Source organism: Mycobacterium sp. NGS66 (genome assembly GCF_059812225.1).
In genome coordinates this window covers 195072-215744 of sequence record NZ_JCALCG010000010.1, presented here as the reverse complement: position 1 = coordinate 215744, position 20673 = coordinate 195072, and the positions used below count along the sequence as shown (strand labels likewise).

Below are 20673 nucleotides of genomic sequence, written 5' to 3'. Positions count from 1 at the left end.
TCGTCGTCGGAGAGCTCTCTGGCCTGCTTGCCGGAGACTTCCGCGGTCTGGATCGCGGCCAGCAACATGCGCAGCGTCGCGGTGCGCAACTTATCCTGGTTCTTCATCGCCTGCGTCAGGTCCGCCCGAAGCCGCGATTTGAGTTCCGCCATGACCGCGACGCTACTCGCCGTCGCCTGTCACCCGAGACCCGATGTTGACCGACGTTGAGAAAAGCCCCGACCGCCGACAGGATGTAACCCATGACCAACGACGACGGCAGCCGCCGCCGGTGAGCACGCCGCCGCCTGCTTATTCGGCGGAGCCGCCGCCTGAGCCTGCCGGCGCCGTGCCGCCCGGCTATGGGCCGGCGTCGGCGTATGGGCCGCCGCCGGGCTACGTTGCGGCACCCCCTGGGTACGGCCCACCCCCTGGGTACGGCCCGCCGCCCGGGTAGGGGCCGCCGCCCGGGTATGGGCCGCCGCCCGGCTACGGCGCCGCACCGCCGGGTTACGGGCCGCCGCCCGGCTACGGTCCGCCACCCGGGTATGGCGGCCCACCCGGCTATGGTTTCCCGGGTTTCCAGGCCGGTTATGGTCCGCCGCCGCTGGCCCCCGGTGCCGTCAAGCCCGGCATCATCCCGTTGCGGCCATTGGGCCTCAGTGAAATCTTCAACGGTGCCGTCGGCTACATCCGGGCCAATCCCAAGGCGACCCTCGGGCTGACGGCCGCGGTAGTGCTGTTCATGCAAATCATCAGCTTCGCCGCGTTGCTCGGACCAATGGTCGCCGCCAACAAAACGAAGTATGGGTCATCGTCTGATCTGTCCGGGGCCGAAGTGGCCGGCTGGATGCTCGCCATCGGCGGCAGTTTGCTGGTCATCTGGTTGGGAGGCATCCTGCTGTCGGGAATGCTGACTGTCATCGTCGGACGTGCGGTGTTCGGGTCACCGATCAGCATCGGGGAAACCTGGGGCAGGATCCGCGGACGATTGCTGGCCCTGATCGGCCTTTCGCTGCTGGAACTCATCGGTGCGGCGGTCATTGTCGGTCTGGTGGCGGTGATCATTGCCGGTGTCGCCGTAGTGGGCAACAGCGTCTTGACCGTCCTCGCGGTCATTTTCCTGACGCTGCTGGTCATCGTATTGATGATCTACCTGTACATCTCGCTATTGTTCGCTCCGGTGCTGATCGTGCTGGAACGGTTGCCGGTCTTCCGGGCGATCGGCAGGTCCTTCGCGCTCGTGGGGCCGCCCGTTCGCGTCAGCTTCTGGCGAGTGCTGGGCATCTGGCTACTGACGGCTGTGGTGACGTACGTGGTCTCCCGTGTGGTTGGCCTGCCGTTCGGAATCGCCGGGCAGATCACGACCGTGTTGGGAGGATCGTCGACCGGCATGGTGATCCTCGGCACCGCCATCTCGTACCTCGGCTCGGCGGTGGGTGAGATTCTCACCGCGCCGTTCAGCGCCGGCGTGGCGGTGTTGCTCTACACCGACCGCCGCATGCGCGCGGAGGCGTTCGACCTGGTGCTGCAGACCGGCGCCGCCGATGGGCCCTCCGCCGGGGAGTCCACCGACCATCTTTGGCTGACCCGGCCCGTTTGAGGACGTATTGACAGTGCCTTCCATCGACATCGACCGTGATGGCGCACACCAGCTCGCCCAAAACGAGCTGAACAAGCCGATGTACTCCCAGGCCTCGTTCAGCGAAAAACTGTACGACTGGATCACTGAGCACCTATACCGGCTATTGGACAAGGCATCTGATATTCCAGGCGGGTGGTTCACCACCACGGTGCTGATCATTCTGCTGGCGGTTGCGGTAACGGTCGCCATCCGGATCGCGCGCAACACGCTGCGTACCAGGCGCAGTGGTGATTCCCAGCTTTTCGAGGCCGCCCAGCTCACCGCGGCACAGCACCGTGCGACGGCGGAAGGCTATGCGGCGGAAGGGAATTGGTCCGCAGCCATTCGCCATCGCTTGCGGGCAGTCGCCCGCGAACTCGAGGAAACCGGTGTGCTGAACCCAACTCCGGGCCGTACCGCCAACGAACTGGCCCGAGACGCCGGTGTCGCCTTACCTCACTTGGCAGACGAATTGTCGCAGGCGGCAACGGCATTCAACGACGTGACCTACGGCGAGCGCCCCGGGACGCAGGCCGCCTACCAGATGATCGCCGATCTCGATGACCACTTGCGGTCACGCTCCGCAGGCGCCCCGACTATTAGCGCACACGCTGACCCAACCGACTCATGGGCGCACGTCCGGTGACCGCGACCGCGCACGCCGACGACACGCGCCCTCCGGTGGCGCGCCGCCGGCGATCGTGGCGCACAGCGGTGCTGATGCTGGTCCTGTTCGCCGCGGTGACCGCGCTCGGCGCCTATCTGACGTCACCGCGGCCCGGCGGCCGGATGGATCCCAATGCGACCGGCCCGCACGGGGCCCACGCGCTGGTCACGTTGCTGCGCGACGGCGGCGTGGACGTCGTCGTCGCCGGCAGCGTCGCCGACGTCGAAAAATCGGCACGCCGCGACACGTTGATCCTGATAGCGCAGAGTCAATACCTGACCGATACCACCATTCTGGACCGGTTGGCACAGGTTCCGGGCGATCTGCTCCTGGTCCAGCCGACCGCACGAACACGCGAGGCGCTCGCACCCGGTCTGCACACCACAACCGGCAAAACGTTCAACCGTGAGCCGAATTGCCCTCTGCACGAGGCGGTTCGGGCTGGGGCGGTGCGATTCGGGGCGAGCAGCAGCTACGGCTTCAAAGACGGCCGCGAAGTGACCAGCTGCTATAACGGGACGCTGATCCGTTACCAGGAAGGCGGTCGAACCGTCACGGTGGTCGGCAGCTCCGACTTCATGACGAACGGCAGCCTGTTGCAGGAGGGCAATGCCGCGCTGGCGATGAACCTCGCCGGCGCCCGGCCCCGTCTCATCTGGTACGCGCCCGACCACGCAGAAGTCGCCACCACGGATCACGGTCGGGAAAAGCCTTCCGCGACATCATTTTCCGACCTGATCCCGGACAACGTGAGCTGGATGGTCTGGCAACTATGTCTGGTCGTACTTCTGGTCGCGCTGTGGAAAGGCCGGCGGATCGGGCCGCTGGTGGCCGAGCCCTTGCCCGTCGTGGTGCGCGCATCGGAGACCGTCGAAGGCCGCGGCCGGCTGTACCGGTCGCGGCGGGCACGCGACCGCGCCGCCGACGCGCTGCGCACCGCGACCTTGCAGCGGTTGCTGCCACGCCTCGGCCTAGGGCCGAATGCTCCGATGCCGGCGGTGGTGACGGCCGTCGCCGCGCGCAGCGGGGTCGACGCGAATTTCGTTTTCTACCAACTATTCGGCCCCGTCCCGGCCACCGACGACGACCTGTTACACCTTGCCCGTGCACTCGACGAGATCGAAAGGCAGGTCACCCACCAGTGACACAACCCTCTTCCACGCCCGCCACCGCCCCGATCGCCAACGCCCCGATCGCCAACGCCGAGTCGGCACGTGAGGCGCTGCTTGCCCTGCGCACCGAGATCGCCAAGGCCGTCGTCGGACAGGAGGGGGTGATCAGCGGCCTGGTGATCGCCTTGCTGTGCCGCGGTCACATACTGCTGGAAGGCGTTCCGGGGGTAGCGAAGACGCTGCTGGTCCGCTCGCTGTCCGCGGCTTTGCAATTGGAATTCAAGCGGGTGCAGTTCACGCCTGACCTGATGCCCGGCGATGTCACCGGTTCGCTCGTCTACGACACCCGCACAGCCGCTTTCACCTTCCGGCCGGGACCGGTGTTCACCAATCTTCTGCTGGCCGACGAGATCAACCGCACGCCGCCCAAGACGCAGGCCGCCCTGCTCGAGGCGATGGAGGAACGTCAAGTCAGCGTGGATGGCGAGCCGAAGCCGCTGCCCGACCCGTTTATCGTCGCAGCGACCCAGAACCCCATCGAGTACGAGGGCACCTACCAATTGCCCGAAGCACAGCTCGACCGCTTCCTGCTCAAGCTGAATGTGACACTGCCGCCACGTGATTCAGAGATCGCCATTCTGGGCCGGCACGCGCACGGTTTCGACCCTCGCGACCTGTCCGACATCCGGCCGGTCGCCGGTCCTGCCGACTTGGCGGCTGGCCGCGAGGCCGTGCGGCAGGTGCTGATCGCCGACGAAGTGCTGGGCTACATCGTCGATATCGTCGGAGCCACCCGCTCCTCGCCCGCGCTGCAACTCGGAGTGTCGCCACGCGGGGCAACAGCGCTACTCGGCACCGCGCGGTCCTGGGCATGGCTGTCCGGTCGCAACTACGTCACTCCGGATGACGTCAAGGCCATGGCCCGCCCGACGCTGCGGCACCGCGTGATGCTGCGCCCGGAGGCCGAATTGGAAGGTGCCACACCCGACGGCGTGCTGGAGGGAATTCTGGCGTCGGTCCCGGTGCCCCGCTAGTGATTGCGCCGGCGACGATGCAGAGCGAAAGGGATGAGGAGGAGCGGCGCCGGTGATACTGACCGGACGCACCGGATTGGCGGCGCTGATCTGTGTCCTGCCGATCACGCTGTCGCCTTGGCCGGCAAGGGCTTTCGTGGCGCTCCTGGTGGCGTTGGCGACACTGGTGGCGATCGATGCGGGATTGGCGGCCAGGCCCCGTAGTTTGCGGTACATCCGCTCCCCGGACGCGTCGGTGCGGCTGGGCCAGCCGGTGGCAGCTGGCCTGCTGATCCATAACGACGGCCGCCGCCGGTTCCGCGGTCAGATCCGCGATGCCTGGCCACCCAGCGCCTGCGCGCGGCCGCGCACGCACACCGTCGTCATCGCCGCGGGGCAGCGCGAACAGGTCGCCACCATGCTCCGGCCGGTTCGTCGTGGTGACCAGCGCGCCGCGGCGGTCACGGCGCGCTCGATCGGGCCGCTGGGGTTGGCGGGAAGGCAGGGTTCGCAGCAGGTGGCCGGCCAGATTCGCGTGCTGCCGCCGTTCCTGTCTCGCAAGCACCTGCCGTCGCGGCTTGCCAAGCTACAGGAGATCGACGGGCTGCTGCCCACCCTGATCCGCGGTCAGGGCACCGAATTCGATTCGCTGCGTGAGTATGTCGTCGGCGACGACGTCCGCTCGATCGACTGGCGGGCTACCGCGCGCCGCGCCGACGTCATGGTCCGCACCTGGCGGCCGGAACGCGACCGGCGGGTCGTCCTGGTCCTCGATACCGGCCGGATGGCCGCCGGTCGCGTCGGCGTCGACCCCATCGCCACCGACCCGGCCGGATGGCCGCGACTGGACTGGTCGATGGACGCCGCGCTGCTGCTGGCCGCGCTCGCGTCCCGGGCCGGCGACAACGTCGACTTCCTGGCCCACGACCGGGTCACCCGGGCCGGTGTGTTCGGCGCGTCGCGCACCGAGCTGCTCGCGCAGCTGGTCAATGCGATGGCGCCGTTACAACCGACGCTCGTCGAGTCCGATTGGCGCGCAATGGTAGCCGAGATTTCGCGTCGTACCCGGCGGCGGTCGCTGGTAGTGCTGCTGACCGATCTGAACGCGACCGCCCTCGAGGAGGGGCTGCTCCCGGTACTGCCGCAGTTGTCTGCCAAGCACCACGTGCTGATTGCCGCGGTCGCCGACCCGCGGGTCGACGACATGGCTTCCGGGCGGTCGGATCCGGCGGCTGTCTACGACGCAGCGGCGGCCGAGCGCTCCCGCAACGATCGGCGCGCGATCGCATCCCGTCTGCGTCGAAGCGGGGTGGAAGTCGTCGACGCGCCTCCTAACGAGATCGCGCCAGCCCTTGCCGATCGCTATTTGGCGATGAAAGCCACCGGGCGACTGTAAATCGGCTTTGGGTGTGAAGCTATGGATTTCGGTGTGAAGCCTGGGATTTCAGTGTGAAGGCATGGCTTTCGGCGTGAAGCCGCGGCGGGATCTGGGCGATTTCGGCGCCCTGGCGTAACACTCAACGCCCCCGCTTCACACGCAAGTCCGTCGGTTCACGCTCAACGCCCAGTACGCCGTTGCGGCGAACCTGCACTCGGCAACGTTCACCAAGTGGGGACCACATCCGGCGCGTCCTCGATGTCGCCGGTTTCCCCCGCCCGCACTCCCCGGCGGCCGAAATACACGACGTACGACAAGAACGCCACCTCCGCGATGGCTCCGATGCCCACCCGAACGAACGTCGGCAACGGCGACGGCGTCACCAAGGCCTCGATCAGCCCGGAGACGAGCAACACGCCCACCAACCCGACGGCGACCGACATCACCCCACGCCCCTGTTCGGCCAGCACTTGGCCGCGCGGCCGGTCACCCGGCGATATGACCGACCACCCCAGCCGCATCCCGGCCGCCGCGGCCAAGAACACGGCGGTCAGCTCCAGAAGTCCGTGCGGCGCGAGCAAGCCAAGCAGCAGGCCGCCCTTGCCGGCCTGGAACATCAGCCCGGCGATCACCCCCAGGTTGGCCGCGTTCTCGAACAGTGCAAACGGAATCGGGATGCCGAGCACCACCGAGAAGGCTATGCACTTGGCGGCCACCCACGAGTTGTTCACCCACACTTGCAGTGCGAACGCCGCAGCGGGGTGCTCGCTGTAATACGACTCGACGTCATGGTTGACCAATTCGTCTATTTCCCTTGGTGTTCCGATGAGGGCCTGCACCTCGGGGTTGCCCGCCACCCAGAACGCTATGACCACTGCGACGACGAAAAACGCTACGGCCGTGGCCAGCCACCATCGCCAGGCCCGGTAGGCCATCACCGGGAACGACACCGTCCAGAACCGGACGAACGTACGGCTCAGCGGGGCGTGTGCGCCGGTCACGGCGGCGCGAGCGCGCGCGACCAGGCTGGACAGCCGGCCCACCAGCAGCGAATCCGACGACACCGACCGCAACATCGACAGATGCGTGGACACCCGCTGGTAGAGCTCGACCAGCTCGTCGATTTCAGCACCCGTCAGCGACCGCCGCTTCTTGGTCAACTGCTCGAGCCGGTCCCAGGTATCGCGATGGGTCAGCACGAACGCGTCGACATCCACCCTGCGCAGCTTAGTGGCAATTCGCAGCCGGTACCGTTCGGTGTTATGTCCGAGGTGGTGACCGGCGACGCAGTAGTACTGGACGTGCAGATCGCCCAGTTACCGGTGCGGGTGCTCAGCGCGGTGATCGACCTGACCCTCATGTTCATCGGATGGGTGCTCGGAATGACGCTGTGCGCACTCACGCTGCGCGAGTTCGACGAGGCGTTGACCACCGCCATCCTGATCATTTTCACGGTGCTCGTGATGGTCGGCTATCCGGTGGCGATCGAGACTGCGACGCGGGGCCGGTCGGTGGGCAAGATGGCGATGGGACTGCGCGTGGTGTCCGACGACGGCGGCCCGGAACGCTTCCGGCAGGCGCTGTTTCGGGCGTTGGCGTCGGTGATCGAGATCTGGACGCTGTTCGGCAGCCCCGCCGTGTTCTGCAGCTTGTTGTCGCCGAAGGGAAAACGCATCGGCGACATCTTTGCCGGCACCGTCGTGGTCAGTGAACGCGGCCCCCGGCTGGGACCGCCGCCGGCCATGCCGCCAGCGCTGGCGGGGTGGGCGTCGTCGCTGCAGCTGTCCGGCCTGAGTGCGGGCCAGGCCGAGGTTGCACGTCAATTCCTTTCCCGCGCAGCACAACTCGATCCCAGGCTGCGCGACCAGATGGCCTATCGCATTGCCGGCGACGTGATTTCCCATATCGCGCCGCCACCTCCACCCGGTGCGCCGCCCGAGCTGGTGCTTGCCGCCGTCCTCGCCGAACGACACCGTCGGGAATTGGCGCGCCTGCAACCGACGCCGGGTCCTGGGCCGTGGCCGCCGCCCAGCCCGCCGCCGGGGCCGCCCATGACCATGCCGCCGGGGCCGCCCACGGTTATGCCGCCGGCCCCGGGATGGTCGCCGCCGGCTGGGCCTGAGCGGTCAACCGAGAGCGGCGGGTTTGCGCCGCCACCCTGATGCCTACTGAGCGACGGTGACTGCCATGACAATGACGTCGGCGATCAGCAGCGCCCAGCCGACTAGCGGAACGACGATGCCGCCTTTGCGCTTCGCGGTGAAGAACGAGATCACGATGACCGCAAAAGCCACCACCGGCGCACCGTAGAAGGCGACACCGAAGTCGATCCCTCCGCGGCCCAAGTTGGGGCAGGAGCGTTCGCTGCAGGCATCGGTACTCATGACTGCACCGAGCGCGAACAGCATCACCATCGCGGCGCCCGGGACCGTGCATATCGCCAGCCCCCAGTTCACCCACGGCCGCGACCGCCGGCTCTCACGCTGCACCGGATGACTCATGTCTCGAGCTGGATTGCCGAACGCCTGATGGGCGTTTTCGACCTTCATCGTTCAGCAGCTACCCGTTACGACGGGATACAAACTCGCCAAAGCTCGCCAATCAAGGGCGTTGCATCGCGTTAGTTCACGATATATCGTGATATACCGAGGCGTGCGGACGCCGCCTCTTCCGAGACAGAAGGATTTAGCAACCATGAACTTCGCATTCACTCCCCCAGCAGGACCGTTCGCGGCCCGCCCAGGCTTTGGCTTCGGACCAGCCGGTCCGGCTCAGCGTCGGGCGCTGCACGGCGCCCGACGGCAGGCCCGACGAGAATTCTTCGAGCAGCTGCGCGAGGGCGCCGGCGGCCACGAAGGTCCGCTGGGCTTCGGCCCGGGTTTCGGCCCTGGGTTCGGACCCGGCTTCGGGCCGGGCTTTGGTTTTGGCCTTGGTGGCCCGCGTGGCGGTTCGCGCCGCGGCGGCCGTGGCCGCGGACGTCGCGGCGACGTGCGCGCCGCGATTCTGGTGCTGCTGGCCGAGCGGCCGATGCACGGCTACGAGATGATCCAGCAGATCGCCGAGCGCAGCAACGGAATCTGGAAGCCCAGTCCCGGCTCCGTCTACCCGACGCTGCAGCTGCTGGACGACGAAGGCCTGATCACCACCAGCGAATCCGACGGCAGCAAAAAACTCTTCCAGCTGACCGATGACGGCCGGGCGGCCGCTGAGAAGGTCGAGACCCCACCGTGGGACGAGATCGCCGAAGGCGTCGACCCGGGTCAGGTCAATCTGCGGGCGGCCATCGGCCAGCTGTTCGGTGCCGTCGCGCAATCCGCGCACACCGCCAGTGCCGAGCAGCAGCAGCGCATTGTCGAGATCCTCAACAATGCGCGGCGCGAAATCTACGGCATCCTCGGCGAGGACTGAGGTTTCCACCCCGCGAGCGCGCGCAAATTGCCGGTCAAACCCCCGTTTTCCCGTGCATTTGCGCGCGCTCGTGGCCCCAGAAATCAGGACACGTCCACCCAATCCAGGGTGCGCTGCACCGCTTTGCGCCAGCCCGCGTATCCCGCGGCGCGCTGGTCGTCGGTCCACGTCGGCGTCCAGCGCTTGTCCTCTTGCCAATTGGCCCGCAGGTCCGACGGGTCGGCCCAGAACCCGACCGCCAAACCCGCCGCGTAGGCAGCGCCCAGCGCCGTCGTCTCGGCGACGACCGGACGCACCACGTCGACGCCCAGCACGTCGGCCTGAATCTGCATGCACAGGTCGTTGGTGGTGATCCCGCCGTCGACCTTCAAAACCTCTAGGCGGACACCGGAATCCGCTTCCATCGCGTCCACCACATCGCGGCTTTGGTAGCAGATCGACTCCAGGGTTGCGCGAGCCAGGTGCGCATTGGTGTTGAATCGCGACAGCCCGACGATCGCACCGCGGGCATCGGACCGCCAATAAGGTGCGAACAACCCGGAAAAGGCGGGCACGAAGTACACGCCGCCGTTGTCGTCGACCTGACGGGCCAGCGCCTCGCTCTGCGCTGCGCCGCTGATGATGCCCAACTGGTCGCGCAGCCATTGCACCGCCGAGCCGGTCACCGCGATCGAGCCCTCCAGCGCGTAAACGGGTTTGGCGTCCCCGAACTGATAGCACACGGTGGTCAGCAGGCCATTGTCGGACCGGACGATTGTCTCGCCGGTGTTCAGCAGCAGGAAATTGCCGGTCCCGTAGGTGTTTTTGGCCTCGCCTTCCGCCAGACACACCTGACCGACCATCGCCGCGTGCTGGTCACCGAGGACGCCGGTGATCGGCACCTCGGCACCGACCGGTCCGGCATCCAGCGTGACTCCATACGGCTCTCGCGGAGACGACGGCTCGATCGCCGGCAGCATCGCGCGGGGAATCGAGAAGAAGGACAACAGCTCGTCGTCCCAGTCCAGCGTCTCCAAGTCCATCAGCATGGTCCGGCTGGCGTTGGTCACATCGGTGACGTGTACGCCGCCGCGCGAACCCCCGGTCAGGTTCCACAACAGCCAGGTATCCGGGGTGCCGAACAGCGCGTCGCCGCGTTCCGCGTCGGCCCGCACGCCGTCGACGTTGTCCAGGATCCATTGCAACTTCCCGCCGGAGAAGTAGGTCGCCGGCGGCAGGCCCGCCTTGCGGCGAATCACGTCTCCCCGCCCGTCGCGGTCCAGCGCCGACGCGATGCGGTCGGTGCGGGTGTCCTGCCAGACGATGGCGTTGTAATAGGGCCGTCCGGTGCGCCGATTCCATACCAACGTCGTCTCACGCTGATTGGTAATACCAAGGGCGGCAATGTCATTCGGCGAAAGGTTAGCGGTGTTCAACACTGACATCAGCACCGAGGCGGTACGCTCCCAGATCTCCACCGGATTGTGTTCCACCCACCCGGCGCGGGGCAGAATCTGCTCGTGCTCGAGTTGGTGACGGGCCACCTCGCCACCGTCGTGATCGAAGATCATGCAGCGCGTGCTGGTGGTGCCTTGGTCGATGGCAGCGACTAACTCGGGCACCCAGCGCTCCTCTGCTGTGAGATCGGACACTTCATCCCATCGTCCATGATGGTCCATATGCCGACTGAATCAGCCATCGACGACCTGCCCCGCGGCGGACCCGACGCGTCGTGGCTGGACCGCAAGTTGCAGACCGACCGATTGGAATACCTCGACCGTGACGACGCCGACGGCAAGAAGCGCGCGGTGGTCCGATCGCTGGACCGGATGGGACGTGTTTTCGGGCTGCACGAGAAATTCGCCCGGATCGCGTTCGACGAAATCCGTGACGTGCCCGATGCCAGGGTCCTGGAACTCGGCTCGGCCCACGGCGGGCTGTCGCGCAGGTTGCTGGAACTACATCCCACCGCCCACATCACGGTGACGGACGTCGATCCGGGGTCGGTGACCGCCATAGCAGCGGGTGAGCTGGGCGATCACCCGCGCGTCACGGTCCGGAACATGGATGCCACGGCCATCGACGCGCCCGACGGCAGCTACGACCTGGCGGTGTTTGCGCAGTCTTTTCACCACCTGCCGCCGGCATTGGCGTCACGCGTGTTCGCCGAAGGCACCCGGGTCGCGGGCAAGCTACTGATCATCGACCTGCCGCGGCCTCCCTCGCCCTGGCACATCTTGCAGCTGTCGCAGATGCTGCCGCTGGCGCCGATGATTCCGCTCATGCACGACGGAGCGATCAGCTCGCTGCGTGCTTATAGCCGCTCTGCGCTATTGGCACTGGCCCGGCACGCCGACCCTGCGATACACGTCGAGTTGCGTGGCGGCGGTCTGCTCAACAGCCCTGTCCGCCCACGACCGCAGATCGTCGTAGCCACCCGTGGTGATCGCAAGCGCGGCGCAGCCGGCGCCGGGCGCAGCGGGTCACCACCATCAGGACCCCGACGGTTGCGCAGTGGTGGGTAACCCTGTTGCATCGGCTTCGGGAGAAAATTTGTGGGCGAAGAAATAAAGCGCACCACCTATGACCCCGCACAGCGGCGGGAATATCGGCGCAAGGTGCAGCTGTGTCTGGACGTGTTCGAGACGATGCTGGCCCACGCCAGGTTCGATGCCGACCGGCCACTCACCGGCATGGAAATCGAATGCAACCTCGTCGACTCCGACTACCAGCCCGCCATGTCGAACCGGGACGTGCTCGCGGCCATCGCCGACCCGGCCTACCAGAACGAATTGGGCGCCTACAACATCGAATTCAACGTGCCTCCGCGGCCGCTGCGTGGCACCGCCGCATTGGACCTCGAAGCAGAAGTGCGCGCCAGCCTCAACGACGCCGAGAGCAAGGCCAGCGCCGGTGGCGCCCACATCGTGATGATCGGCATTCTGCCCACCCTGATGCCAGAACACCTGGACGAGGGCTGGATGAGCGAGTCGAGACGGTATACGGCGCTCAACGACGAGATCTTCTCTGCCCGCGGCGAGGACATCCCGATCAACATCGCCGGCCCCGAGCCGCTGAGTTGGCGGGCCGCCTCGATTGCGCCCGAATCCGCTTGCACCAGTATGCAATTGCACCTGCAGCTGGCTCCCGGGGAATTCGCCGCCCACTGGAACGCGGCTCAGGTGCTGGCCGGCCCACAGCTGGCGCTGGGCGCGAACTCGCCGTACTTCTTCGGTCATCAGCTGTGGTCGGAAACCCGGATCGAGCTGTTCGCGCAGTCCACCGACACCCGACCCGAGGAGCTCAAGATCCAGGGCGTGCGCCCGCGGGTTTGGTTCGGGGAACGCTGGATTGACTCGGTCGTCGACCTGTTCAAGGAGAACATCCGCTACTTCCCGTCCCTGCTGCCCGAGGTGTCCGACGAAGACCCGGTAGCCGAGTTGGCCGCCGGGCGCGTCCCGCACCTGTCCGAATTGCGGCTGCACAACGGCACGGTGTATCGGTGGAACCGGCCGGTTTACGCCGTGGTCGACGGGCGCCCGCATCTGCGGCTGGAAAATCGGGTGCTGCCCGCCGGGCCGACCGTCATTGACATGCTGGCGAATTCGTCGTTCTACTACGGCGCCCTGCGCAGCCTGACCACCGCGGACCGACCGTTGTGGTCCACGATGAATTTTGCTGCGGCACAAGCCAATTTCCTACACGCGGCGCAGCACGGCATGGATTGCCGGTTGCACTGGCCGGGTCTTGGCGAGGTGACGCCGGCCCGGCTGCTGTTGGACACGTTGCTGCCGATGGCCGAGGACGGATTGCGGGTGTTGGGGGTCGACGCGCAGGTACGCGATCGATTTCTCGGCGTGATCGAGGGCCGAGCCAAGACCGGCCGCAACGGCGCGCGCTGGCAGGTGTCCACCGTGCGGGCTCTGCAAGACGGCGGCATGACCCGGCCGCGGGCCCTGGCCGAGATGCTGCGGCGCTACTGCGAGCACATGCATGCCAACCAGCCCGTGCATACCTGGGACAGGTAGCCACGCGTAGTTTGGGTCCCATGGCCGACGAGGTAATGGACTGGGACAGCACCTACCGCGGGGAGGGTCAATTCGAGGGCCCGCCGCCGTGGAATATCGGTGAGCCGCAACCAGAATTGGCCGCGCTGATCGCGGCCGGGAAAATCCGCAGCGACGTGCTGGACGCCGGCTGCGGATTCGCCGAGCTGTCGTTGGCGCTGGCCGCCGACGGCTACACCGTGGTTGGCGTCGACATCACGCCCACCGCTATCGCGGCGGCAACCAAGGCCGCGCAGGAACGCGGGCTGACCACGGCCAGCTTCGAGCAGGCCGACATCACCCAGCTCACCGGCTACGACGGGCGCTTCTCCACGGTGGTTGACAGCACGTTGTACCACTCGCTGCCGGTGGACGGCCTGGACGGCTACCTGAGCTCGGTGCACCGGGCGGCTGCCCCGGGTGCCAACTTCTATGTGCTGGTGTTCGCCAAGGGTGCCTTCCCCGCGGAGATGAACCCGAAGCCCAACGAAGTCGACGAGGACGAACTACGCGCCAAGGTGAGCCAGTACTGGGAGGTCGACGACATCCGGCCGGCCTATATTCACGCGCACATCCCCAAACTTCCACCGGAGGCACCGTTCGAGTTTCCAGCGCACGAGCGCGACGAGAAGGGCCGGATGAAGCTTCCCGCGTATCTGCTCAGCGCGCATAAAGCCGAGTGAGGTACGCGGGGCTCACGCCAACGTCGATCTCGGCGTGGGTTGCGGCGCGGCTAACTGGTCGCGGCGGTCGCGGCGATCAGTGCCTCGGCGAAGGTCTCTAGATCCTCGGCCGTGGTGTCGATGTGCGGCGATATCCGCAGCACCGGCCCAGTCAGCTCGAGCGGGGCGCGCGCCACCGTGACGAGCGTGGTGAGGATTCGCCGCTCCTGAAGCAACCATGCCCGGACTGCGGCAAGATCGACACCCTGCGCCGGAGCCAGCGTAGTGATCGCGCTTGGCTCCTCGACCTCTTCGACCACCGTCCAGTCGGGCACATCGGCCAGTGCCGCGCGGCCGATGGCGCCCAGCTCGGCCAGCCGGGCGCGCACGGACTCCGACCGGTACGCCAGATACTCCCCCAAGGCCACCGAAAACCCCACGCGCGCGGCGATATTCGCCTCGCCAAACTCCAGCTGCCGGGCCACGCTGAACTGCTCCGCCCACTCCGGCGCCGCCAGCCGTGGCTGTAACCGCTCCGTCAGGTCGGAACGAACGGCCAGCGCACCCACGCCCCGCGGCCCGGCGATCCATTTCCGCGACGACGAGTACATGACGTCGGCACCCACCGCACAGTCCACCTGACCCAACGCCTGGGCGGCGTCGACCACCAACGGCACACCCAGTTCGCGGCACAGCTCCGCCACCATCGGCAGCGGCTGCACAACGCCGCTGTGGCTGCCCACGGCGGTGAGGTGGACCAGGTCGGGCGGGTCCTCGCCCAGGACCAACGCCGCGTCGTCGAGCGCCAGCCGCCCGTCATCGAGGGTCGGCAGCAGCTGACGTTCGAATTTATGAACGTCCATCAGCGCCAGGTTTGGACCGTACTCGCCGGGCAGGCAAGCCAGTTTCCGGCGGTCCGCCGGCCAGCTGCCCAGCAGCAGATCCAGGGCATTCAGCGAGCCGGTGGTGAACACCACGTCGGCGTCGCCCAGCCCACACATTGCGGCAAAGGCGGTGCGCCCGGCGTCCAGCGCCGGTACGGCAGCTTCGGCCGCGACGTAACCACCGACCTCGGCCTCGTAACGCGCATGCTGGGCGGCGGCCTCGATTGCGGCGATGCTCTGCCGCGAGCAGGCCGCGCTGTCCAGGTGCAGGCCGGCGACCGGCGGACGCGCCGCGCGCCATCGGTCGGCCAGCGGCTCGCCGTCGCTCACTTGACAGATAGGGACAGGCCGAAGTCGCCGGCGTCGTCGGTCCACCATCGGATGCGACGCAGCCCCGCCGCGGCCAACTCGGCGTTCACCCCGTCGGGGCGGAACTTGCACGACACTTCGGTCAGCATCTCCTCGCCGGCGGCAAAGTCGACGGTCAAATCCAGCGCGCCGACCCGCACCCGCTGGCGTCGGTCGGACCGCAACCACATCTCGATGCGCTCCTCTTCGGTGTTCCACCGGGCGACGTGCCGGTAGGTGTCGACGTCGAAATCGGCGTCCAGTTCCCGGTTGATGACGGCGAGCACGTTGCGGTTGAACTGCGCGGTCACTCCGGCGGCATCGTCATAGGCACGCACTAACCGACCAATGTCCTTGACCAGGTCGCTGCCCAGCAGCAGTCCGTCGCCCGGCCGCATCACCGCGGCCAGTGCCGCCAGAAACTGCGCACGCGGCTCGGGTGTCAGGTTGCCGATCGTCGATCCCAAGAACACGAACAACCGTCGGCCGCCATCGGGAATTTCGGCCAGGTGTTCCTCGAAATCGCCACAGACAGCGTCGATTTCGACGCCGGGATATTCGGCTTGGACGGCGGCCGCGGTGGTCGACAACATGGTGGCGTCGACGTCGAAGGGCACGAACCTGCGCAGCGACCCGCGATCGCGCAGCGCGTCCAGTAACAGTCGTGTCTTCTCCGAGGTTCCCGCACCCAGCTCCACCAGGGTGTCGGCTTGGCTGGCGGACGCGACCTCCGCCGACCGCGTGCGCAGGATCTCGGCCTCCGCACGGGTCGGGTAATACTCCGGCAGCCGGGTGATCTGATCGAACAAGTCGCTGCCCACCGAGTCGTAGAACCACTTGGGCGGCAAGGATTTCGGCGTCTTCTGTAGGCCCTCGAACACGTCGCGGCGCAAGGCGTGATACGCCGCGTCGGCGGCAAGGTGGTTGGACAGCGACGGCGTCATCAGGGTCCTTTCCCAGATCCGGCCGGAGCCAACGGGGTCAGCGTGACCCCGTGGGCGGTCACGTCGACGAGATGGCGGTCCGGCACGTCCTCCCACTCAGGGTCGTCGTCGTAGGGCTCGCTCGCCAGCACCACGCCGTCGTCGCGGCGCAGCATGGACAATGTGTCTCCCCAGGCGGTGGCCAATAGCCGGGATCCGTTGGCTGCCAGCACGTTTAGCCTGGCGAGGGGATCGGCGGTGCCCAATTCCACCACGGTGTCACCCAGGGTATCCAGCCCGCGTTCGAATATGGCGGCCGCGAGCATCGCACTGTCACATACAGATTCGGCAGAGCGGCTGGCCGGGAGTAAGCCGCGGTCCACAATTCCGTTGTGCGACAACAGCCATCGACCATCGGTGAACGGTGCTGTCGCACTGACCTCGATCGGCATCCCGACGGTGGCCGAGCGCACCGCGGCCACCACACAGTGGCTGCGCAGGGCGGGCGCGATGGACTCGAAGGACACGTCGCCCCACAGTGGCGCGGCGCTACGCCACCGCCGGGGAACGTCGCCGTCGAAGAACCCGACCCCCCAGCCGTCGGCGTTCAACAGGCAGTGCTTTTGCCGGCGCGGGGCATACGACTGCACTCGCAGACCGTAGGGCGGGTCCAGCACCAGCGAGGAGACGCTGACGTCCGCGCCGAGCCAACCGAGATGACGGCACATCAGACGTCCCACGCCAGCCGGACGCCGGCAAAGATCTGCCGTCGGTACGGGTGATCCCAGTTGCGGAAGCTGGGCCGCAGGATGGTCGGCTCCACAGCCCACGATCCACCCCGCAGCACCCGGTAGTCGCCGTCGAAAAACGGTTGCGAGTAACGCTGGTAGACCATCGGCACGAAGCCCGGCCACGGGCGCAGCGGTAAACTCGTCCACTCCCAGACGTCGCCCAGCAGTTGCTCGGCGCCGTAGGCCGATGCGCCGGCGGGGTAGGCGCCGACGGGTGCCGGACGCAGCGAGGTGCCGCCGAGGTTGGCGCGGTCCGCCGATGGCGCCTCGTCGCCCCACGGATACCGACGTCTGGTGTTCGTCGCCGGATCCCACGCGCAAGCCTTCTCCCACTCCACTTCGGTGGGCAGTCGAGCGCCGGCCCAGGCCGCGTAGGCCTCGGCCTCGAAGTAGGTGATGTGCTGTACCGGTTCGTCGGGCGGAATGTCTTCGACGTAGCCGAACCGGGTTCGTGTCCGCCCGTCTGGGCCCCAGAAGTGCGGCGCGGTCAGACCTGCCTTCAGGCGATGTTGCCAGCCGCGTTCCGACCACCACCGCGGCTGGGTATAGCCGCCGTCGTCGATGAAGTGTTGCCATTCGCCGTTGGTGACTGGCACTCGACCGATCCGGAACGCCGGCACGTCGACCGTGTGGGCGGGACGTTCATTGTCCAATGAGTACGGTTCGCTGGCCGCGTTGACGCCCATTTCGAACGGGCCGCCGGGCACCAGCACCGAGGTTCCCGCCAAGCCCGGTCGACCCGCGGGTAAGGCGCCGGCCTCGGCCAGCAGCGGTGCTCCCGCGCGCAGGTTCAGCGCCTGCAGCATGGTCTCGTCGTGCTGGTTCTCATGGCTGATCACCATGCCGAAGGTGAAGTCGGCAGCTGGGTCGTCGGGCAATGCGTCGAGCGCGTCCAGCGCGGCGGAGCGCACGGTCCGGCAGTACGCCCGGGCTCGATCCGGGGACAGCAGTGGCAGATCGACCCTACTGGCGCGGGAATGCTCGAAGGCGTCATAGAGGGCCTCGACTGCCGGCGGCAGGATCCCCGGCCGGCTCGGGTCGCCGCCGCGCAGCAGCCACAGCTCCTCCTGCTGGCCGATGTGCGCCAGGTCCCACACCAGTGGGCTCATCAGCGGATCGTATTGACGACACAGCTCGGCGTCGTCGAAATCGACCAGCCGCAGCGTTCGAGTGCGGGCCCGCTCCAGACCGTCGGCAACTAGTTGTCGGCATGACGATCGCAAGCGCGGCGCAGCCGGGCGCAGCGGGTCGGAATCATTAGCAGAGGTCACAAGTCTCTTTCCGCTAGCCGAGAGACCGTAGGCGCCAGGCCGTGCGCGATCACCTCGTCGGAGAAGTCGTCGCCGGCGCAGCGGCCCTGTTCGACGTTGCGCACCAATCGCTCCATCTCATCGGCGAGCTGCGGTGGTGCCTGCGCGGCCGCGAGGGCTACGCACCGGTTGGCTGCTTCGTACAGGCGGCGATCGCGCAGACCGAGCCGGGCGGCGTTGTCCCAGGCGGTGGCTACCGGTTCGACGGCGTCGGCGGCGAGGTCGGCGGCGTCCGGATCGTCGAGCAGGGTGACCAGCGTGAAGACCACCGCGGGCCAGAATTCGTCGGGCACGCTGTCCAGGTAGCGGATTTCCAGCCACTGCCGCGGGCGCACCGGGGGGAACAGCGTGGTCAGGTGGTATTCCAGGTCCGCGACGGTCGGCCGGCGATCGCCCAGCAACACCCGGCCGTCTGCCCAGTCGGCAAAGGGCAAGTAGTGGGTAACCGCGACGGCCTCCGGGTTATTCACCAGCATCACCGGTGCCTTGAGGGCATAGCGAGCCCAATCGGTGCCGGGGTCCAGACCGCTGGCGCCCAGGATCGGCCCGCAGCGCGCAGAGTCCATTTGGCCCCACACTCGCTGCCGGGTGGACAGCCAGCCGGAGAACTCGCCGCCCAGCATGGGAGAGTTGGCGGCCACGGCGATCATGGTGGGCCCCAAGGCATGTGCCAAGCGCACCCGGGCCGGCCAGCCGGCCTGCGGCCCGGCGTCCAGATTGACTTGGATCGACGCGGTCGAGGTCATCATCGCCGCGCCCGCCTCACCCGAGCGGCTGGCCGCGAAGAACTGCTCCATGGCGCGGTAACGCGCGCCCGGGTTGATGCGCTTCGGCGGCCGCAGCGGGTCGGCACCCAGAAAGACCAGGCCCAGGCCCGCGTCGGCGAAAGCCGTTCGCAGCACGGCCTGATCGCGGCGCATGTCGGCAATGGCCGCCACCACTCCGTCGACGGGTGGACCAGACAGTTCGACGGCGCCGCCGGGTTCCACAGTGACCGCGCTGCCGCCGGGAAGTGGGGGCAGCAGCTCGAGGACCTCGCTGATTTCGCCCCAGCTGGGCCTGCGGTATACGTCGGCCGGGTCGAAGCAGTGCGCCTCCAGCTCGAGGCCGACCCGGCCCAGTGGGGCATCGACGAGACAGGTACTGGCGATGTATTCCGCAACGGACGCGGAACTGGCCATCTCCGCTTCGTCCGAATCCGGCCGCTGCGAGGCCGCGGTGGTGACGGCGGCGAACGTCATATCCCGATCCCTCCGGGCCCGAGCATGTCCAAGCATGCCCTGTGGACCGTTAGTTGCGCAGCTACCGGACCGATAACCGCCACCACTTCATCTTCCAGATCGCACCGACATATTCCCGACCGGCTGAAAAATCAATCAGGATTACTGGCCCAACGCGTTCTGCATGGCGCCGGCCAAGACATTGACCGCGGGACCGGCGTTGCCGGATTGGCACACCTTGGCCTGCAGCAACACGTTTTCCCGCAGCCGGGTTTGGACGAAGCAGCGCCGGTCGGTGCCCGCTTCCTGCTTGGTCCAGTTCGCGTCGGTCGCCGTCGGCGGCCCGCCGTCGAACGACCACACCTGGGTGAGGCCGTTGTCCAGGTGCATGGCGGAGGTCTGGCCCGAGCAGCCCGCCGTGCGATCGGTGACTCGGTGGAAGGCGCGCGCCGCGGCGTCGTTGCCGGCGAATACCCCGACCGCCTGCTTGACGTAGTGGGTTTGATCGTTGGCCGATGTTTGCGTGGTAGCCCCGTTGAACGACGCCAGGTCGGGGTCGCCGTACACCTCGGGTAACCCGATGTCGGCCCAGTTGTTGCAAACCGGGACGTCGACCGAATAACCCTGGTAGGGCTCGGTGAAGACGGACTCCCACCCCATCGGCGCACCGACGATGTTGCCGACGGATCCCCGGCCGAGGACGGCGTAGGACACCACGCCCGGATCCGACGGGTGGGCGTGCGCGACGGGGACCGCTGCGCAGAGGGCCAGGCCCAGGCTCACCGTCGGGACGGCGACGCGCACTGGCTAAACCTTGGCCGAAACTTCGACGTCGATGTTGCCTCGGGTGGCTTTGGAGTACGGGCACACCTGATGTGCTTGCTCGACCAAATCCTGAGCGGCGCTTTGATCCAGGCCCGGCAGGTAGCCGACGATCTTGCCGGTAAGGCCGAAACCTCCCTCGGAGTCCTTGCCGAACCCGACCTCGACAGTGACGTTGGTGGCGTCGTCGAGGTTGACCTTCGCCCTGCCGGCGACCAACCGCAGCGCACCCAGGAAGCAAGCGGCGTAACCGGCGGAGAACAGCTGCTCGGGGTTGGTGCCCTCGCCGCTGCCGCCCATCGCCTTCGGTGGCCTGGTCTCCAAGTCGATGCGGCCGTCGTCGGACTTCACGTGGCCGTCGCGGCCGCCGCCGGTCGCGGTGGATGCGGTGGTGTAAACGACTTCGATTGTCATAGGTTTCGATCATGCCAGGCGCGGCAATCACGCGTCAGCACCGACTCCCTGATGTATCGGCGAGCTGACCAATCATGTTGTGCGCCAAGAGAT

20 protein-coding genes and 1 pseudogene are annotated in these 20673 nt (G+C 67.3%); 10 read left to right on the top strand and 11 right to left on the bottom strand.

Translation table 11 applies throughout. The annotated features are described in order from the left end of the window. Positions 1-152, bottom strand: a 152-nt coding sequence (locus AC5Y2L_RS19065; protein ID WP_499944298.1) for a GatB/YqeY domain-containing protein, incomplete at its 3' end; no start/stop codon positions are given. A 41-nt stretch (positions 153-193) separates the two neighbouring features. Here AC5Y2L_RS19065 and AC5Y2L_RS19060 point away from each other — a divergent pair. From AC5Y2L_RS19060 to AC5Y2L_RS19040, 5 genes and pseudogenes are all read left to right on the top strand, one after another. Continuing rightward, a pseudogene (locus AC5Y2L_RS19060) lies at positions 194-1582 on the top strand (hypothetical protein). Positions 1583-1595: 13 nt separating this feature from the next. After that, positions 1596-2249: a DUF4129 domain-containing protein gene (locus AC5Y2L_RS19055; protein WP_499939206.1), complete on the top strand. Its 654-nt coding sequence runs from the start codon at positions 1596-1598 to the stop codon at positions 2247-2249. After that, complete coding sequence (locus AC5Y2L_RS19050) at positions 2231-3415, top strand: DUF4350 domain-containing protein (RefSeq protein ID WP_499939208.1); 1185 nt, start codon at positions 2231-2233, stop codon at positions 3413-3415. The genes AC5Y2L_RS19055 and AC5Y2L_RS19050 overlap by 19 nt, the downstream gene beginning before the upstream one ends. Further along, a complete protein-coding gene (locus AC5Y2L_RS19045) occupies positions 3328-4416 on the top strand; it encodes an AAA family ATPase (protein ID WP_499939322.1) in 1089 nt (362 codons plus the stop codon). The genes AC5Y2L_RS19050 and AC5Y2L_RS19045 overlap by 88 nt, the downstream gene beginning before the upstream one ends. A gap of 52 nt (positions 4417-4468) precedes the next feature. Beyond that, positions 4469-5791 carry a DUF58 domain-containing protein gene (locus tag AC5Y2L_RS19040; RefSeq protein ID WP_499939210.1) on the top strand — a complete coding sequence of 441 codons (1323 nt, stop codon included), beginning with the start codon at positions 4469-4471 and terminating at the stop codon, positions 5789-5791. 206 nt (positions 5792-5997) lie between these two features. On the opposite strand, the gene AC5Y2L_RS19035 is transcribed toward AC5Y2L_RS19040, so the two are convergent. Next, the gene (locus AC5Y2L_RS19035) at positions 5998-6990 is read right to left on the bottom strand and encodes a stage II sporulation protein M (protein WP_499939211.1); all 993 of its coding nucleotides are present in this window, start codon (positions 6988-6990) and stop codon (positions 5998-6000) included. Between the two features lie 45 nt (positions 6991-7035). Here AC5Y2L_RS19035 and AC5Y2L_RS19030 point away from each other — a divergent pair, with 45 nt between their 5' ends. Beyond that, entirely contained in the window at positions 7036-7935 is a 900-nt protein-coding gene (locus AC5Y2L_RS19030; protein WP_499939212.1) for an RDD family protein, read from the top strand. Positions 7936-7938: 3 nt separating this feature from the next. Here the strand turns inward: AC5Y2L_RS19030 and AC5Y2L_RS19025 are convergent, their stop codons facing one another. Further along, on the bottom strand, positions 7939-8274 hold the full coding sequence (locus AC5Y2L_RS19025) for a hypothetical protein (RefSeq protein ID WP_499939324.1): 336 nt from the start codon (positions 8272-8274) through the stop codon (positions 7939-7941). A 193-nt stretch (positions 8275-8467) separates the two neighbouring features. Here AC5Y2L_RS19025 and AC5Y2L_RS19020 point away from each other — a divergent pair, with 193 nt between their 5' ends. After that, the gene (locus tag AC5Y2L_RS19020) at positions 8468-9181 is read left to right on the top strand and encodes a PadR family transcriptional regulator (RefSeq protein WP_499939214.1); all 714 of its coding nucleotides are present in this window, start codon (positions 8468-8470) and stop codon (positions 9179-9181) included. 83 nt (positions 9182-9264) lie between these two features. Here AC5Y2L_RS19020 and glpK read toward each other — a convergent pair whose 3' ends face one another. Continuing rightward, complete coding sequence (glpK, locus tag AC5Y2L_RS19015; RefSeq protein WP_499939325.1) at positions 9265-10731, bottom strand: glycerol kinase GlpK; 1467 nt, start codon at positions 10729-10731, stop codon at positions 9265-9267. Positions 10732-10830: 99 nt separating this feature from the next. Between glpK and AC5Y2L_RS19010 the strand changes: the two genes are divergently transcribed. Genes AC5Y2L_RS19010 through AC5Y2L_RS19000 form a run of 3 tightly spaced genes read left to right on the top strand, consistent with a single transcriptional unit; the run spans position 10831 to position 13889 of the window. Continuing rightward, positions 10831-11685 (top strand): class I SAM-dependent methyltransferase, encoded by an 855-nt coding sequence (locus tag AC5Y2L_RS19010; RefSeq protein ID WP_499939327.1) that lies wholly within the window; start codon positions 10831-10833, stop codon positions 11683-11685. Positions 11686-11715: 30 nt separating this feature from the next. Next, positions 11716-13188, top strand: coding sequence for a glutamate-cysteine ligase family protein (locus tag AC5Y2L_RS19005; protein WP_499939215.1), 1473 nt, complete (start codon positions 11716-11718; stop codon positions 13186-13188). 20 nt (positions 13189-13208) lie between these two features. Continuing rightward, positions 13209-13889, top strand: coding sequence for a class I SAM-dependent methyltransferase (locus AC5Y2L_RS19000; RefSeq protein ID WP_499939217.1), 681 nt, complete (start codon positions 13209-13211; stop codon positions 13887-13889). 50 nt (positions 13890-13939) lie between these two features. On the opposite strand, the gene egtE is transcribed toward AC5Y2L_RS19000, so the two are convergent. From egtE to AC5Y2L_RS18965, 7 genes are all read right to left on the bottom strand, one after another. Continuing rightward, a complete protein-coding gene (gene egtE / locus AC5Y2L_RS18995; protein ID WP_499944289.1) occupies positions 13940-15082 on the bottom strand; it encodes an ergothioneine biosynthesis PLP-dependent enzyme EgtE in 1143 nt (380 codons plus the stop codon). After that, on the bottom strand, positions 15079-16044 hold the full coding sequence (gene egtD, locus AC5Y2L_RS18990; RefSeq protein ID WP_499939220.1) for an L-histidine N(alpha)-methyltransferase: 966 nt from the start codon (positions 16042-16044) through the stop codon (positions 15079-15081). The genes egtE and egtD overlap by 4 nt, the downstream gene beginning before the upstream one ends. Next, complete coding sequence (gene egtC, locus AC5Y2L_RS18985; RefSeq protein ID WP_499939222.1) at positions 16044-16751, bottom strand: ergothioneine biosynthesis protein EgtC; 708 nt, start codon at positions 16749-16751, stop codon at positions 16044-16046. Before egtC ends, egtD begins: the two co-directional genes overlap by 1 nt. Continuing rightward, on the bottom strand, positions 16751-18001 hold the full coding sequence (gene egtB / locus AC5Y2L_RS18980; protein WP_499939329.1) for an ergothioneine biosynthesis protein EgtB: 1251 nt from the start codon (positions 17999-18001) through the stop codon (positions 16751-16753). Before egtB ends, egtC begins: the two co-directional genes overlap by 1 nt. A gap of 80 nt (positions 18002-18081) precedes the next feature. Further along, on the bottom strand, positions 18082-19365 hold the full coding sequence (gene egtA, locus AC5Y2L_RS18975; RefSeq protein ID WP_499939223.1) for an ergothioneine biosynthesis glutamate--cysteine ligase EgtA: 1284 nt from the start codon (positions 19363-19365) through the stop codon (positions 18082-18084). A gap of 141 nt (positions 19366-19506) precedes the next feature. Continuing rightward, complete coding sequence (locus tag AC5Y2L_RS18970) at positions 19507-20148, bottom strand: sensor domain-containing protein (protein ID WP_499939225.1); 642 nt, start codon at positions 20146-20148, stop codon at positions 19507-19509. A gap of 3 nt (positions 20149-20151) precedes the next feature. After that, positions 20152-20580: an organic hydroperoxide resistance protein gene (locus tag AC5Y2L_RS18965; RefSeq protein WP_499939227.1), complete on the bottom strand. Its 429-nt coding sequence runs from the start codon at positions 20578-20580 to the stop codon at positions 20152-20154. Positions 20581-20673: the final 93 nt, after the last annotated feature.